The sequence below is a fragment of the Nostoc sp. 'Peltigera membranacea cyanobiont' 232 genome (genome assembly GCF_002245985.1).
GTDB lineage: Bacteria > Cyanobacteriota > Cyanobacteriia > Cyanobacteriales > Nostocaceae > Nostoc.
On the sequence record NZ_NOLK01000066.1, the window covers coordinates 26945 to 42235 of the forward strand.

16 protein-coding genes are annotated in these 15291 nt (G+C 41.8%); 2 read left to right on the forward strand and 14 right to left on the reverse strand.

The annotated features are described in order from the left end of the window. Nucleotides 1-86 precede the first annotated feature (86 nt). Nucleotides 87-371 (reverse strand): hypothetical protein, encoded by a 285-nt coding sequence (locus tag CDG79_RS21350; protein ID WP_094343913.1) that lies wholly within the window; start codon nucleotides 369-371, stop codon nucleotides 87-89. Between the two features lie 126 nt (nucleotides 372-497). Here CDG79_RS21350 and CDG79_RS21355 point away from each other — a divergent pair, with 126 nt between their 5' ends. Next, nucleotides 498-686: a hypothetical protein gene (locus CDG79_RS21355; RefSeq protein ID WP_094343564.1), complete on the forward strand. Its 189-nt coding sequence runs from the start codon at nucleotides 498-500 to the stop codon at nucleotides 684-686. Here CDG79_RS21355 and CDG79_RS21360 read toward each other — a convergent pair. From CDG79_RS21360 to CDG79_RS21420, 13 genes are all read right to left on the reverse strand, one after another. Next, a complete protein-coding gene (locus CDG79_RS21360; RefSeq protein ID WP_094343914.1) occupies nucleotides 678-1322 on the reverse strand; it encodes a hypothetical protein in 645 nt (214 codons plus the stop codon). The genes CDG79_RS21355 and CDG79_RS21360 overlap by 9 nt on opposite strands. A 129-nt stretch (nucleotides 1323-1451) precedes the next feature. After that, a complete protein-coding gene (locus CDG79_RS21365) occupies nucleotides 1452-1880 on the reverse strand; it encodes a hypothetical protein (RefSeq protein ID WP_094343915.1) in 429 nt (142 codons plus the stop codon). Between the two features lie 168 nt (nucleotides 1881-2048). Continuing rightward, entirely contained in the window at nucleotides 2049-2345 is a 297-nt protein-coding gene (locus tag CDG79_RS21370; RefSeq protein WP_094343916.1) for a hypothetical protein, read from the reverse strand. Continuing rightward, nucleotides 2332-2661, reverse strand: a complete 330-nt coding sequence (locus CDG79_RS21375) for a BrnT family toxin (RefSeq protein WP_223278244.1) — start codon at nucleotides 2659-2661, stop codon at nucleotides 2332-2334. Before CDG79_RS21375 ends, CDG79_RS21370 begins: the two co-directional genes overlap by 14 nt. Before the next feature lie 21 nt (nucleotides 2662-2682). Next, a complete protein-coding gene (locus CDG79_RS21380) occupies nucleotides 2683-3312 on the reverse strand; it encodes a hypothetical protein (protein ID WP_094343917.1) in 630 nt (209 codons plus the stop codon). 265 nt (nucleotides 3313-3577) lie between these two features. Beyond that, complete coding sequence (locus tag CDG79_RS21385) at nucleotides 3578-5227, reverse strand: eCIS core domain-containing protein (protein ID WP_189525073.1); 1650 nt, start codon at nucleotides 5225-5227, stop codon at nucleotides 3578-3580. After that, entirely contained in the window at nucleotides 5224-5481 is a 258-nt protein-coding gene (locus CDG79_RS21390) for a hypothetical protein (protein ID WP_094343918.1), read from the reverse strand. Before CDG79_RS21390 ends, CDG79_RS21385 begins: the two co-directional genes overlap by 4 nt. Continuing rightward, nucleotides 5478-7460: an ATP-binding protein gene (locus tag CDG79_RS21395; protein WP_094343919.1), complete on the reverse strand. Its 1983-nt coding sequence runs from the start codon at nucleotides 7458-7460 to the stop codon at nucleotides 5478-5480. The genes CDG79_RS21390 and CDG79_RS21395 overlap by 4 nt, the downstream gene beginning before the upstream one ends. Then, on the reverse strand, nucleotides 7457-8704 hold the full coding sequence (locus CDG79_RS21400) for a DUF4255 domain-containing protein (protein ID WP_094343920.1): 1248 nt from the start codon (nucleotides 8702-8704) through the stop codon (nucleotides 7457-7459). The genes CDG79_RS21395 and CDG79_RS21400 overlap by 4 nt, the downstream gene beginning before the upstream one ends. Further along, nucleotides 8701-11460, reverse strand: a complete 2760-nt coding sequence (locus CDG79_RS21405; RefSeq protein WP_094343921.1) for a hypothetical protein — start codon at nucleotides 11458-11460, stop codon at nucleotides 8701-8703. The genes CDG79_RS21400 and CDG79_RS21405 overlap by 4 nt, the downstream gene beginning before the upstream one ends. After that, nucleotides 11460-12197, reverse strand: a complete 738-nt coding sequence (locus CDG79_RS21410) for a T4 family baseplate hub assembly chaperone (RefSeq protein ID WP_094343922.1) — start codon at nucleotides 12195-12197, stop codon at nucleotides 11460-11462. Before CDG79_RS21410 ends, CDG79_RS21405 begins: the two co-directional genes overlap by 1 nt. Nucleotides 12198-12251: 54 nt before the next feature. Continuing rightward, nucleotides 12252-12722 (reverse strand): phage tail protein, encoded by a 471-nt coding sequence (locus CDG79_RS21415; protein WP_094343923.1) that lies wholly within the window; start codon nucleotides 12720-12722, stop codon nucleotides 12252-12254. A 10-nt stretch (nucleotides 12723-12732) separates the two neighbouring features. Next, nucleotides 12733-14340, reverse strand: coding sequence for a phage tail sheath family protein (locus CDG79_RS21420; protein ID WP_094343924.1), 1608 nt, complete (start codon nucleotides 14338-14340; stop codon nucleotides 12733-12735). Nucleotides 14341-15053: 713 nt separating this feature from the next. Between CDG79_RS21420 and CDG79_RS44890 the strand changes: the two genes are divergently transcribed. Then, nucleotides 15054-15182 (forward strand): hypothetical protein, encoded by a 129-nt coding sequence (locus CDG79_RS44890; RefSeq protein ID WP_262985815.1) that lies wholly within the window; start codon nucleotides 15054-15056, stop codon nucleotides 15180-15182. Nucleotides 15183-15291: the final 109 nt, after the last annotated feature.

The following is a 15291-nucleotide window of genomic DNA, read 5'->3' on the forward strand; positions in this document are numbered from 1 at the left end:
CCAAAAAATTGGCTATCGGTGGTTTTTTTATCTCTTACTATACTTGGGAAATAATACCTATTTATGGGAGTATTATAAGTTAATTTTTAGGGGAGAGGAATACGCAGTCGCCGACCAATTTGGGCTGTCAATTCATTAGGGTGCATGGCGTTGTTGGCATCGCATAAATGCCAGAAAAGTTCCGGGTTATTAAGATAATTTGCAGTGATATTATCTAGGCGATCGCCTTCGTTGACTAGATGTTCTTCAATAATTTCAAACCTTTGTGATGACGGTAAAAATCTCCGTTGCAGGTAACTGATAGTTTGATTTGATAGTGTTTGCCGGGTGGCAATTTTTATATCATGGTAACGACTGCTTATAGAAAACATTTTACTCTTTTTTAGGTGACAAACAAAACTTTATTTAACTTAACAACAATTGAGAAAATTGCAGTTTATCGTCAATAGGTAAATTCATAATAGAGAGGCAATTGTACTTATGGCAGTCAGACCCGAATGGCACTAAGAAAAGGGAAAATCGTTGAGGTAGCACGGGTGCAGAGGAGCGGAGGAGCAGGGGAGAAAGAAGAAGGAAGAAGCGAAACAAGAGGCATACAGAAAGAAGCAAGAGAAATTCTCCTCTGCCCCTCTGCCCCCCCTGCTCCTCTGCAATCCTTACGCCACCTACCCTTCAGCTTAACTTAGTGCCATTCCAGTCAGACCCAAATTCACATTAGCCAAAAGCTCTTTCTGCTTCTGATAAACTGTGAATAAACTGCTGCCTTTATGGTCAAATCTCAAATCATTTGTGCTTAATACTTGCATACCTAAACTGACTTTGGCGCGAATGGGATTTAGCTTGGGATCAAATGCTTCTTCGGTAATGCTCAACTCAGACAGGCGGACTGGCATAACACGATTTATGCCCCAGATAAATACACTTAGATCAGCTTCAATTGGTAAGATTTCTAAAATACCTCTGCGCGCGAGTTGATTGTTTTTCTGGATTTGGCTGCTTTTAGGATAGATGAGGGTTTCTAGGGCTGCTAATTGCGGGTATATACCACTTAACACTGTTACCGGATTTTTTGCGGGAAACTCCAGTTGGTCTGTAGCGTCAATTTCTGCCTCTAGTTGAATTGTCTCCATCGGTGGTGCAACCAGACGCAAAGCTTCTAAGCGATCGCCTCCTTCAGAACCCGCACCTCGCACCTGTAAAGTGCGTCTGAGTGTTTCGGGATTATATTGCAGTGTAATTATCCCCTTTGGGAAAAAGCTAACAGCATCAAGTAAGACAATCGTTCCTTTTAATAAGCGTGGCGCACCGGGAAAGCTGGACATAAAATTCTTCCTAAATCATTTGTGTTTTTTTGTACTAATTTCTGGGATTGCATAGTTCAAGGCAAACTTTTAAATTGGCGATCGCACTCTAAATAAAAGTACAAAATATTTCACTTCTACGAGGCTTTGTCAAGTTGCTTTTGCTCTAAAATTAGTAGTCATAAAGGTTCCCGTGCCAGTATATAGGAGAAGTGGGTCTGGTATCGGCGCTGGTATTGACGGTTGCATAGCAGGAACCATTACCTGAAATTTTGCTGTGAAGGTAGTGCCTTTGAGCAATACTGCCTTTCCCCTGGATTTAACCCTTCTGGCTTTTTGATTGGGGGCTAAGGATTGAATGGAAAGTGTTCCTGTACCGGGAGTGACAAAGGGCGGACTTGTGTAAGGACAACCAGGAACAATAACTTTGTTTTCGTCACCATCAATGCAAATAGTCTTTTTGTTAACTGTTGCTTTGCCAGTACCAGTTAAGGTATCAGGACGCACTACAACTATTGCTTTTCCAAAGATGGGGTTGAATATGACGAGATCGCCAGTGATGAGAATAAAGTCTAACATCAGCTTTTTGGTGAGAAAATAAAAGATTAATTCAGATTGGTTCGAGTTTGCTATCTGGCGATCGCACGCTTATCAACCTTCATATATGGGCGATCGCTTTGAGGTTAGGTTGAAGCAGCAAATAATGGCGCGATCGCCTGATTCACAAAAACCCTGTGAGCGATCGCACTAACAATTAGTTTGAGAGCGAATTTCTTGTAGAATATCGGAAATTTCTGCTTCTGATTGAATATGTTTTGCCAGAACTTGAGCAGTAGCCTCTAGCACGCGGTTAGAAAATAACTTAGCTAAATCTTGGCGTAAACCTTGCCCAATATAAAATTTAAGTAATGCCTCATAAGACATATCTCGACTCAAGGCTATTTTTTTAAGCGATTCTAAGGTATCTTTGGGGATTTCCAGAGATACGGTTTCATTTGGGCGTGGGTGCAGTTGTAATATAAATTCCTCTTCAGGGTTGTTCATAAAGTTTTCTCTCTGTACGAGTAGCAGGACGAGCAGAAATAATGCGGGTTCGTAATCCACGTTCTACATAGACTACAAGTAACAGCCGTTGTTCAAGTGAATACCCAATGAGAAAAGCGCGTTGTTCGCTGCTAGAAGCATTGATAGGGTTTGCATCGCCAGTTTGGTAGAAGGGATCAAAGAAAACCTCCGTGGCTTCTTCAAAGGTAACACCATGTTTTTCGATGTTGCTTTGGGCTTTATTGCTATCCCACTCAAATTCAACATCTTGTAGGCGATCGCATTGTCTTATGGTGATGTGTGGCAGCGGAGACAAGCGCACTGCGAATTAAAAACCTCACCCGGCAGAGATGGGGTGAAACAGGTGATCATTGTAGTCATCAAAGATTAAAGGCATTTTTCTCCTAAATCCTTCCACTGTTAGATTTTCCTCAAATCCGTTGCATAATGTATGTATCCAATAGAAATAACCTCTGGCTTCTATCAGCCTGTCTATATACTCTAGAAAGGTATATCTTGTATTTAGTAAATCTTCTCCGAAGTAGTGATAATAAATTGTATTTTGTAGTTCTTGTTCCGGATGTTGATAAAAGGCTGCACATGCTTCCGGTATAAAAAAATCCATTGGTAAAACTCCTTTGTACTCTTCAGCATCACCTGTGTCAAACCATGTTGTGTTTTTCCAATCTCTAAATATTTCTTGGATCGGAAGTATATTTATATATCCTTTATCAGAATCGTCATCCTCTTTTATTGCTTCAATCGTATGTTCCCATTCCATAGAAAACCCGTTCATCTCTCTAAAGAATCTCTCCACCTCTGTTGGCAATTCTCTGTTGGCGTAATTTCTTGCCATCACTAACTCTTTTTCCGTTGCCTGCCTATTAAATGCTAGCTTGATAATTTTTACATTTCTGTTTGCTTGAAGTTTTTCTGTCATCATTTCAAATTTTTTACGAAATTCCATACCCTTCACCCTCTTGCTTATTGATGGACAATGGTGACTATATTTGATGTTTTTATCTCACTACAATAGTAGTTAATTGCAAATTCTTGGCATTCTGCATTTATTGCATTATGTTTTGCTCTTTTGTTCCTCGACCTCACAAAAGCCTTACTAAAACACAGCTATTAAATATCTTCTATATAGGATTGGCATGGATTTTACAACAAAACGCGGTTTCCTTTTTTCATAGAAGTATATTGTTTTTGTCATTAAATCTAAATATGGTTTAATAGCTTATTGCTAAATTAACTGTATTGGATTCACCTTTTATTGCCCGGTCAATTGCTTGTTCATAGTTATCCATACCCTCCGGTGCATTTTCTGCGTATAATGCTTTCCAAAGATCATCAAAAGAGCTAATTGCAGTGAGCGAATTAAGATATTTTACTGCTTGTGTTCCCACACCTGCCCCTGTCAGTAAAGACCAAGTTTGCGCGGTCATTTCATCGAGTGTACGAGTTTTGACACCTGTACCAAAATCTGGTTTATTTAAAGCTAAAGACGTATTACTTTTATCCATTGTCTTCCACTGATTAGATGCAGCATCATACCACTCTGAGACTCCTGTTATCGTCTCTGGAAATCCGTCTGGGTAAGATGAATTATAAGTTACAATTGTTTTACACCATATCCACTGATCCTTGTTCCAGTGTGATTTCAAATCTGTTTCAAAATTCTTCCATGTTGTACCAGTATTTATTGCGTGGGGAGTTGGCACAAGATTGTTTTTGTTATTACCAGGTCCTCCTACGTTATCATTAATCAGGTGAAACCTAACCCATGAACCTTTGACTTTAACTGCTTGAGAAAGAACATCATTCCAACCAACAGGTGACACGCTTGGTGGACTACCCTTTTTTTTATTAGGATGATTTTTTAGATTTTGGATTTCCGGACTCCCAGCTTTTTGCCCATTTGCATTATCTTCCCAATTTGGAGTTTGTGGAGTTGCTTCTTTTACCGTTAACTGTATGATTGTACCTGAGAAGCTTTCAAAATTAGTTTTTAGATTATTCGACAAGCGGGTTTTATTTCCCTGATGCACTTTGGACGAACTGAGCCGCTCAGTAGATATTTTCTTTTCAATATTTATAGACTCATCTCGTTTCAAAGAAGTAGCTAAGGGCATTTCTCTTTTTGCTTGTGACTGCGATCGCAGCACTGCCCCCCCATTCTGCTGTACCACATGGGTCAACTCATGCGCCAACAACTCCTGCCCCTCTCGACTCTCAGGATTATATTCCCCCTGCCGAAAGAACACATTTTGTCCTGTCGTGAAAGCACGAGCTTGTATTGATTGATTCAACCGATCAGATTGAGCATCCGTGTGAACTTTCACCCTACTGAAATCAGCGCCAAACGCCTGTTCCATAGGTTGCCGAATATTGTTCGCCATCGGCTGTCCGCCACCCCTTGCTCGGTTAATGGAGGTTTCCATATCTGGCGTAGCAGTCATCTCACCATCACTTGACTTACGCTGTAATATTGGCGATCGCATCAGTCTTGCTTCGTTATCTTTTGTCTCCATCTTCTCTCGCTGAACAGTTTCATCTTCACCTGACTGCACAGACGCAGGTGCATTTATTCGCTGCACCACTTGGGCTGCTACCCGATCCGCTTCCTGTTCGTATTTATCCCCCACTGCACCAATCGTCAGCTTCGCCATAATCAACTGTGGTTTAGTGGTGCTAATAGGCACTCGGCTAAAGTCTTTGGAAAAAGCCGAATTACTCAATGGCTGTACTTCTTTATCATCCGTTGATTGCATCCCAGCGTCGGAAACCGAACGAACAGCAGCACGCTGTAAAATTCCACTTTCTTGGGGTTTATCACTTTTTTGCTGCCGATCGCTTTGTGCAATTCTTTTACTAGTCATGGTTTCATTCCTCGATATACTGTTTGTGCAATTTGTTGCGCCATTTGGGTAGGATTAGATCCAGGCTTTACTTGAATCGCACCACTAGGTACATGAGACACCACCCCACCTGAAGCCCAGTTATGTGGTACACCTTCTGTTCTCAGCAATCGCGCCAATTCAGTCTCCACCAACCCTTGCAACTTTCGCCCCTGACTGGGAGAAATAGACATTCCCTCTAAAACCAGCTTTTCTATATCAATATTGATATTCATACTGTTACCCCCGTAAGTACTGAAACCCGAAAATCCGCCTCATTCACAGGTCGATCTAATTTGCGAAACTCAGTCCGCACTGCTGCTAACACCAACGCAATTGTCACAGGTGTACCCGCTTGCGCCGCCAAAAAAGCTGCATTCAACGCCACATTTTGGATACTCGCACCTGTCAAATTCAGACGTGCCAAGCGGCGAAAATCTAAATCCTCAGTTGGTGTCTCTGGTGGAAACACCTTCTCCCACATCACCTGACGTTCAGCAATGCCAGGAAAGGAAAAATTAACAATAAAGCGCAAGCGGCGCATAAAGGCATGATCCAGCGAACTCTTGAGATTGGTTGCCAAAATCGCCAAACCGCGATATGCCTCCAACCTCTGCAACAGATAATTCACCTCAATATTCGCGTGGCGGTCATGACTATCTCTCACCTCAGAACGTTTGCCAAACAAAGCATCCGCTTCATCAAAAAACAGAATCGCCCCGCCATTTTCCGCCGCATCAAATAAACGACGCAGATTTTTCTCAGTTTCTCCGATATATTTATTGACCACCGCCGACAGGTCAATCCGATAGAGATTGAGTTGCAAATCATTAGCAATTACCTCTGCTGCCATCGTCTTCCCCGTGCCGCTTTCCCCCGCAAACAGTGCGCTGATGCCCATCCCCCGATTCATGCGCTTGTCAAAACCCCAATTTTGATAAACTTGGCTGCGCTGGCGGATCTGGTCAGCAATTTGATGCAGCAAGTTTGTCTCTTCTGGTGCTAGAACAATATCATCCCAAGTTGCTTTCAGGTCGAGGCGTTGAGCTAAAGTATCCAATTGCGGACGAGCATTACCAAGACAAGCTGACCACAAACGATTTGGGATTTCAAGATTGGGTGTTTCAGCTAGCACTTGCTGGGCAATCTGCTCAATTGTGACTAAATTGAGGTTAAACTGACCAGTCAAGAGTCGCGGACTAATATCCGCCACGATTCCTAATGCTTTGCTCCAAGTTGCTTTTTGTTCCGTGGGTGTTGGCTTTTCAACATCTACAACAATTGTGGACTGACCCAAGTTTTGCCTAATTTCACGAGTGCTAAGGAAAATTAGACCACCACTGCGGGTAAGAAACCGATGCAAGGGAAGTGCTTGTCCTTCTGTAGTAGGTTTATCATCAAGTTCTTGGGCATCTAAATACAGGGCAAGCGGCAATAGCAAGCTTTCTCGATGCCACAAACGGGCAACTGTCTCTAACTCTCCCGCCTGAGTTGGCAATAGTTCCACTGATAAACGATATACATACCTATCTAGTTGGGCTGCTACCTGTTGGGCTATTAGTTGCTTGCTGAGGGAATCTGCCCCTACTAACTGAATAACTGGTAAACGTTGTTCTCTCTGCGTTTGGCGCAGCTGTTGAATAATTGTTTCGACAACAGCATTTTGAGATGGCGGTAATTTTACATCCCATTCTTCTGTTTCTAGTGGTATCACTAATGATGCCAAGCGATCGCTTAAAGAATTTAATCCTTTGATGTAATTTAATATTCGTTCATCTACCCGTAAACCACTACTCGTAAGAGGTTGAACTCCCAACTGATAAATTTCAATCAATCGCCAGTAACGCAAAGGTCGTTCCCAAGAAAGGGCATCCCAGGTAGGTTCATCGAATAAGGATAAAGCCAAGGCAAAGGTAGGGTAAGGCTGGTGAGCATTATCTTGAGCCTTAGCACAAAGACGCGCCATACCTGGATCTAATTCCATTGCAACGCATAACAGCAAAATCTCTTGTTCAAAATCAGACAGACCTAACTTCTGGCTCAACAGAAGCAGCGCCGGGAGTGGATTCATCTCCTCAGCCGTTGGCTTTTCTGTAACATCAGCTATCTCAGTATCAGGTAACTGTGCAAACTTACGTAAACGCCAGCGTAACCAAGCTAGTGCATTCGCTAAATATTCTTCGTTGTTTGGCATCCAGGAATCAAGGTTGCTCATAAAATCACCACCTTCTGATTCTGGTCGAAAACAGGCGGTGTGACTGTGCGATCTACCAGCAAGCTATCTACTCCATCAATCCGCACCCGCACAAAATACTCACTCGGTGTAACACCTGCAATCCGAAACTCCAGCCTATCTGTTTGAGTTGGATGTGGTTGAGCCAGAACTTCGCGATCGCCTAACAATAATGCAACCCTCTGTCTTGGTCGCACTTGGGGGCTTAAAATCAAAGTGAGGGTTACTTCGCCATTAGCATCTGCTGTTGCCTGTCGTGGTGTAATGTCTAAGATTTTTGGTGCTAAGGCAAAAGATAATTCATTGGTAGTCCGATTTGGTTCGCCAGTCCGCGTTACTCCGACTACCACAGTATAAAAACCCGCCGCCCAGTTTACAGGTTCATCAGGTAATTGGACTCTAATATCTGTTGCCGTTCTCGTAGCTATTGGTGACACCTCCAGAGAAATTTCTAAACGAATATTTGTAAAATATATAACTACATTTTCAGCGTCTAAGTGAAAACCATTAAAAATCAGAATATCACCCAATCTGGCGCTAGCTTGCTGGTTAGGCAATTGCAGAGAAACTAGTGTGGGTAAGGGCGACGACAAATCTGACTGAACAATTGGCCCGCGATCGCTAGATTGACGTTTAATAATCGGTAGCGGAGTTTTTGCAGGCTGGCTGCTTTCAATCAGTACTACTGATACCTCATAAGCAGCTGAAACCCGATAGGGGGCTTGAAAAGTTGACCACAGGTTAAATACTTCTTCCACAGATAGCGGTTGATAAACAATTCGCACCTGTTCCTCCTGTTGATCAAGGTCATACTCTGGAGGATTGGTAATAGGCAAGGCTGCTGTAATATCAGCAGAAGTAATTATAGGATGATCGTTAAAAACACTCATAGCCACACCTAATAGCCGATGACTTGTGGGTTCTGGGAAGTCATCATTCTGGGCGTAAGCAGTCAGTAGGTAATAGAGGTTCAACGGCAAAAGCTGCTGTCCTGTTTCACCAGGCTTCACTTGAGAAGGAATATCCATATTCCGCCAAGCCGCGTTAATCTGAGTATCGTAGAGAAACAGATTAACTTGATCGCCACTACTAACAGTATGATCTCCCACTTTATCTAATGGTCGTGTCGTCACAGTGATTCTACCAGAACTCTCAGCGTCAAACCTTTGCTGTAATAGGTGACGCAATGTGATCGTGACAGCAGCTATGGCTAAGGCATTGCTCATCGTTTACCTCCCCCACGTCGCTGCAAGTACTCATTCAAACTCATCACAGACGGTGCTGGACGGGGCTTTGGTCGAGGTAGAGGAGGTACTGGGGCTGTGCTACGAACTTCTAACCGACCAATTGTGACTTGAATAACAGGTGGTGTTTCCAAATGCTCTGAGTATCGCTTTTGGTCTTTTTTACTACTAGCTGCAATGACTGACAAACTTTTTACAGTCATGTCATTGATTGACCCAGAAAGTGGTCTTAAATCAGATTCCTCTAATTGCCTAAAGTATGAAGACTGCACCCCGTTTTTGTCCCTATCCGCAGACATGGAGAGATTAGGAGGCGTGTTCTGGGGCAATATTAAGTTATCAACTGGGCTGGAAACTATACCTTCATTGCGATTAGTTTTCTGGATACCAGTATGTTTATGATAATTCGTATTATAATTTTGTGAGCCAACTTCTTGAACAGAAGCTTCATTTCCGCGAAAATCAGACAAGTGAGAGTCAGCTTTTCTGACTCGCGGTTGTATGTCAATTCCGGCGGTTGAAGGATGTAAAGCAGGAGTTGGCGTTGGTATTATATCTGAATGAATAGCAGCTAGCTGAGTTGCAGGTTGGAAAGTGATAAATGATGATAAATTATCTCTGAATGATGCAGTAGAACTGTTTGTCTGAAGCGAAGATAGTTTGGGAGATACATCTGTTAGCAGTGGCTGGATTGATAAAACGTTTTTGTGGACAAACCTCTGGGGAATTTCTGGCAGATCAGACGCAAGTTTAGAATGTGGTAGTCTAACGTTTGTTTCTCTGTCAATTGTGGGTGTTAAGGTCTGTTTGTGTGAATTCGATAACGTCTTATCAATAATCGGTGCGATCGCTTGTAGCGAATCTGGACTCTGTGCGTTGGCAAAGCCTGTCGTAGACATCGCTGTTGGTTCTTCTAAAATCTGACTGGATAATATTTCTGAACTGATCAACTTTTGCACTGGAGGAGATGAAATATTCCCACTTATTTGTAATGGTTGCTGTTGTGGCAATTCATTCACAAGTTGTTCCTGTAGCTGAATTGCCGTATTTGAAGTGGGAGTAATAGTTTCTACTGCTAGCGCAGGTGTTAAAGGCAATACTTGAGCAATATCAGATGCGCTGGCAAAGTCGGTCGTAGACATCGCTGTTGCTTCTGATTGAAGTTGAACGGGAGATAGTTCAAAAATTTCTACCTGTGGTGACAGAGAATGGGTAAAAACTTGATTAATTTCTGTTGGTTGCTTATGTAAGTTTTCAGTTGCAAATTTTTCCTGTTGTAGAACGCTAGGGATTGATAGGATAGTGCTGGTTTCTGTTTGCACTTGAGTGGGAGATTGTGGGAGATGCTGTACCTGTGGTGAAGTATGACTTTTCACGGGTTCTGCAAAACTTCTCTCTTGAAAAGCTTTGCTAGCCCTTAGCATTGGCTCCGCCATCGCCGGAAACCTCCGCTCAAACTTTTCGCTCTCCAAACCTCTCTTCTGCAACTCAAGAGGCTTTAAATTCTCCCCATTCCCTAGTAGAAAAGCTTGATCGGGGATTAGGTTTCGTGTTGACTTGTCCATATAATGTGAAAAGTCAGATGGTGAGGTATAAAGAGAAGCTACTCGATTAATTTCAATTGGTTGGTTATTGAATAATTGAGTTGTAAGTTCTCCCAATTTTTCAACAACTAACCTTGAGACAGGAGCATTATTTTCCTTGGCGATCGCAGTCCTGAAAATTGTAGTATTTAGACTTGGCTGCAAAAATATTTTCTCTTGAAGAACGAATGGAACTGTTAAATTTTCGTCAAAATATATTTGCAAGTCTGGTTTTAAAGGTGACTGTAAAGATAAAGCTAAACGATTAATGTCAATTGGTTGTTCAGATAAAGATTTAGGTTGAGGCTGACTCTGGCGATCAATTGGGTTTGAGAGAGAAGTATTTGATAATGATTGCAAAGATAAAGTTAAAGGATTAATTTCAATTGGTTTTTCAGATAAAGATTCAGGTTTAGACTGGCTTTGGTGATCGATTGGGTTTAAGAGAGAAGTATTTGATTTTGTGGTGAGTACAGAAACGACACGACTTGATAGAGAAGGCTTTGTTTCTGCTACAGGTGAAGGCTTAAACGGATCTGAGTTGGGAGAAGATGCTACTTGATTTGTAGCGGGTGAAATCATTTCTGATTCTGAAAAAGGTTGAGTTAGAAATTGTTTCCGACTTCTTAGCTCTGGTGATTGAACGGAAGAAACAACTGAATCAATGTCCGTTAGTTGTTTGTGTGCTAATCGGGTAGGAGCAGTGATTAGTGGAGGATTGTTTGTTTCTAGCTCTGGGTTTGGAGTCAGCAGCAGATTGTCAGTGGTGATTTGACTCAGTACTGACTCTGGGAAAAGCTCACCGAGAGATAATTCAAAGTTAGGCTTCTCTGCCAAATCAGGAGTTAATTCTGGTATTTGTCGGGAAGAGTAAACAGGTGTTGAAGTTAAATTAGTTGAGAGCCTGTTGGTTATCTCTTCAAATATTTGCCCTGTTGTTGCAGGCGATCGCGACTCCAAAGACTGTACACTCTCAAAGTTGGGAAATTTCTCTGCTTCGGATGTTGTTTCCAACTCAGTCTCTTCTGTGGTCATCGATGGCTCCCAGTCAAGTGTAGACTCTGGTAACGGTTCAAAGACTGATAACACAAGAGGTTGAATTGTATCAATCAGGTTAAAGCTTTTAGCTACTAACTGGTAAAGATAATTGCTCATCAGCCCGCCACCATTTCTAAATAAAATTGCCGCCGTCTGGGACTCATCGCCAAAATATCAGCTTCACGCCAACCGTAAGTAACAGCCAAAGTATGCACCTCTCGCAAAACTCGAAATGCCCAAGTGTGAATCTCAGCCCAGAAGAAAGACACAATGTCAAACAATGATTGCCATTGGTGGTTGCAAGTGGAACAGGAGATATCGATTGGTACATTTGCTTGAGGATCAACCAGAGCCATCTGGCTAATAATTGCATTGATCGCATCAGATGGCAATTGCTGAAACGGCAGACATTCACCGTCACTCACGGCTCCTAAAATACATCGTTCCAATAAAACTTCTTGGGCAATCTCTGGCTGTGTATGTTCAGCGATCGCTATCATATCTAAACTGTTTGGTAGACGAAAACTCACCTCATAATCAGCAAGTTCAAGACAATATTTCTCTGCTGGTTCAAGTGACAGTGACGCTACACGCATATCTGCAACATCAAAATTAAGTTCCAAGACTTCACCACAGTTTGGACAAGTCACTTGACTAAGCAGTTGCGAACCAAATGTCCACTCTCGCAATGTCAGCAGCATAGCATCGCGCTGACCGAGACTGAGTTGGGTAAGCATATCTATGGAGGTTTCAGAGCAAGCACTAGCTAGTAGCTTGATTGCTTTAGACCAAGATGGCTGATTACGTCCCCATTCCCAGATATTTAACAGTTCCGAGGCTGATAGCGATCGCATAATTAATTTCCTGCTGGTTGAACAACTAAATCATGATTAACTCGGCTTAGTTAATCATGAAGCCCGTTCCCAACCTTCGTTTTCTATCTTTATGTACTCGATAGCGACAGCATTAGCACTCGCATCCAGGTCTGGTAAAGCTTGATATTCCGAAACCCAGCAACCAAAAACGTTATATGAAGTTGCTGGCTTACCAGCTTCATCACGAACCTCAATGATGATATCTTGACGGAAATCTGCTAGAGACACTTCTGGACTACCACCAAGCGCCCAGACCTTGTTTACCCATTTTTCAAAATCAGGATCTTTGGTAATACCTCGTTCTAAGGTAATAGCATCATACTTACTTTGTCCTGGAGACTTATAGACAGTGCTAGGGTCGCCACCTGTGCGGTGTTCTATTACCTCAGTGGTTCGCTTCAGACTGCTGACCTTACTTACCCCAAGCACTTCTTTACCATTGATTTTCACAACAAACTTAAAGTTTTTGTAGGGGTCAAAACGCTTACCTGAAATAGAAGGCATATATTTCTCCTTAAACTGCTATTTGTCCGGCTATTTGCTGAATCTTGAGAATGACAAATTCAGCAGGTTTGAGAGGAGCAAAACCAACAATGATATTGACAATTCCTAAGTTAATATCATTTTGGATTGTTGTTTCTTTATCACACTTGACAAAGTAAGCATCTTCCGGCTTACGACCTTGAAAAGCTCCTTGAAGGAAGAGAGTATGCATAAAAGCCCCAAGATTCAAACGAATTTGTGCCCACAATGGCTCGTCATTTGGCTCAAAGACAACCCATTGCGTACCGCGATAAAGGCTTTCTTCCAAGAAAAGTGCAAAACGGCGAACCGGAATATACTTCCAATCATCGGTAAGACGGTCATCTCCACGTCGCGTCCGCGCTCCCCAAATCACACGACCAAAAGCTGGCAAAGTTCGTAAACAATTGATTCCCAGAGGATTCAATTCCCCATTTTCTGGATCTGTTAGAGGTACACTCAATTGTGGTACACCCGTCAATGTTGCTTCTGTACCTGCTGGAGCTTTCCACACACCACGTTGAACATCAGTACGAGCAAATACACCAGCGATCGCACCACAAGGAACAAATTCTTCTATTTGATTATCTCGTAAGGGATTTGGCTGTTTGATTCTAGGAAAGAAAACAGCAGCATAACTAGTCGCTGCACCAATGTTCGGAATACCACTCTTTGCTGCATCCTTATTAGTCCAATCGCTAGGCGGATCAATGATAAAAAATGCACGCCGATCTCTACAAAATTCAGCAGATGAATCTACTAAAGAATCATAATCTATATTGTTGTCGGCTTTATAGGGTGGAATACAAAGGATATTAAAAAGATCGGCTTTATTTAAAGCATAAAGACCCTCTTTATTTCCTTCCTTATTTGACCCAGTGAAGTCGTTCACATCTAGATCATCACCATCTGCACCGCTATTTTCTTCAGCTTTGGTGTTTGTATCGTTATCACCCCACAATTTTTTATCCGATGCTGGTTGGGCATGAGCAGAGGGTCTTTCTGTTGGCAGAGGTTCATTTCTAAATCGAACTAAATAAGACTCATTTGACAAGACTTTATCTACTCGTCTTGGGTGATTTGGAAGCACTGATACATTCCGAAATACTTCCTGTTGACCTGTACTATTATCCAGAACTGTAATGTTGAATAGTTTTTGTGCCTCTGCATCACGTATTACATTAATATCTACGTATTCAATCCGCACTTTTAAAGCATTTCCCCAGTTACCTTCATTTGCTGCTTCCAAGTTGAGACTATTAACATTTAGTTGTGCCTTCTTAGCTGTAGGTTCAGCTTGTGCTGGAGCTTCACCTTCTGCCGGCTTAGACTTGGAGTGAGTGAGTCGGACAATGATTGCTTGACTACCACCGTTGAGATAAAAGTCTCGTACAGCATAGCCAAGGGTGCTATTCAGCCACAATCCTCCAAAAATGCGTTCAAAGTCGCCATAACTATTGATAGTAATCGGCTCGTTTACAGGGCCGCGTAAAGAACGACCAATAAAAGCAGTAATAGAGGTAGATACGCCTGTAATCGTGCGTACACCACTAGGAATTTCCTCTATGTAAACGCCTGGATAAGTTGGTTGTGTAGGCATTGTTCATTCTCTGGTTAAGCATTTAGAACTTGCAAATTGACAAAATAGTCAACTTTTAAATATGCAACTTGGATAATATTTTTCTTCCCAATTTACTTAATATTAGATAGCTGCTTTTAAGAACTTTATTGAGTTATTTAAAATTTTGATTTCTCTGACGGGGAGATGCCAAAGGCGATCGCACACGGCAAAAGAACAATTTAGAGTCCGATGAGCCTTATTAACTGTAAGGTTAATATTATACCAAATTAGATGAGCTTAACCTGTACATTGGGGATGATATTTCATCAGTATATTTGCAATGTGAAATTAATCAATGTATGCGACATTATATTGTTTGATAAAATGTTCACTTTCAAACCTAGATTTATTTGGTTACTATACAGTCTGTTCTCAAAAAGCTTTCCAAATGCTTCTAATTGGTCTTATTATCGTCAATGTAACAACCAGACGTTTGAAATCGAGTATATACGATAGTCTGATTGATGGTTGAGTTGTATAAGTTGATTAAATACGACACAAAAAGTAGTCAAAATAATTTCGCAATATAACTCTTTTGAGAAATTAACCAAGAAAGCGATGCCTGCGGCGGGCTACGCCTACACTACACATCAGTAGGCTACGGGACAGTGGCAAGCTAGAAGCAGCAGCAGAGAGAGTTTTGAAGTGTTTGGGAAGTCGCTCGTTCTGCTAAACAACAACTCAAGCAAAGTATGACATCTAACAAGCTGTTTGGGAAGATTTTTCAACTTCAACAATGGCTGTCTACCCATCCTAATCCTGATGATGCTTTACAAGTATTTAAAGACCAATTGGACTACGATACATCAGTAAAAAATTAGTGATAGTAAAATTGCCGCGTCATCGCCCACAACGAAAATTCAGTAACGCCAAACGAATAATTTTAGAATGTTCGCTCATTGAATGTGTCCATTGTGGTAAAGAGTTAGT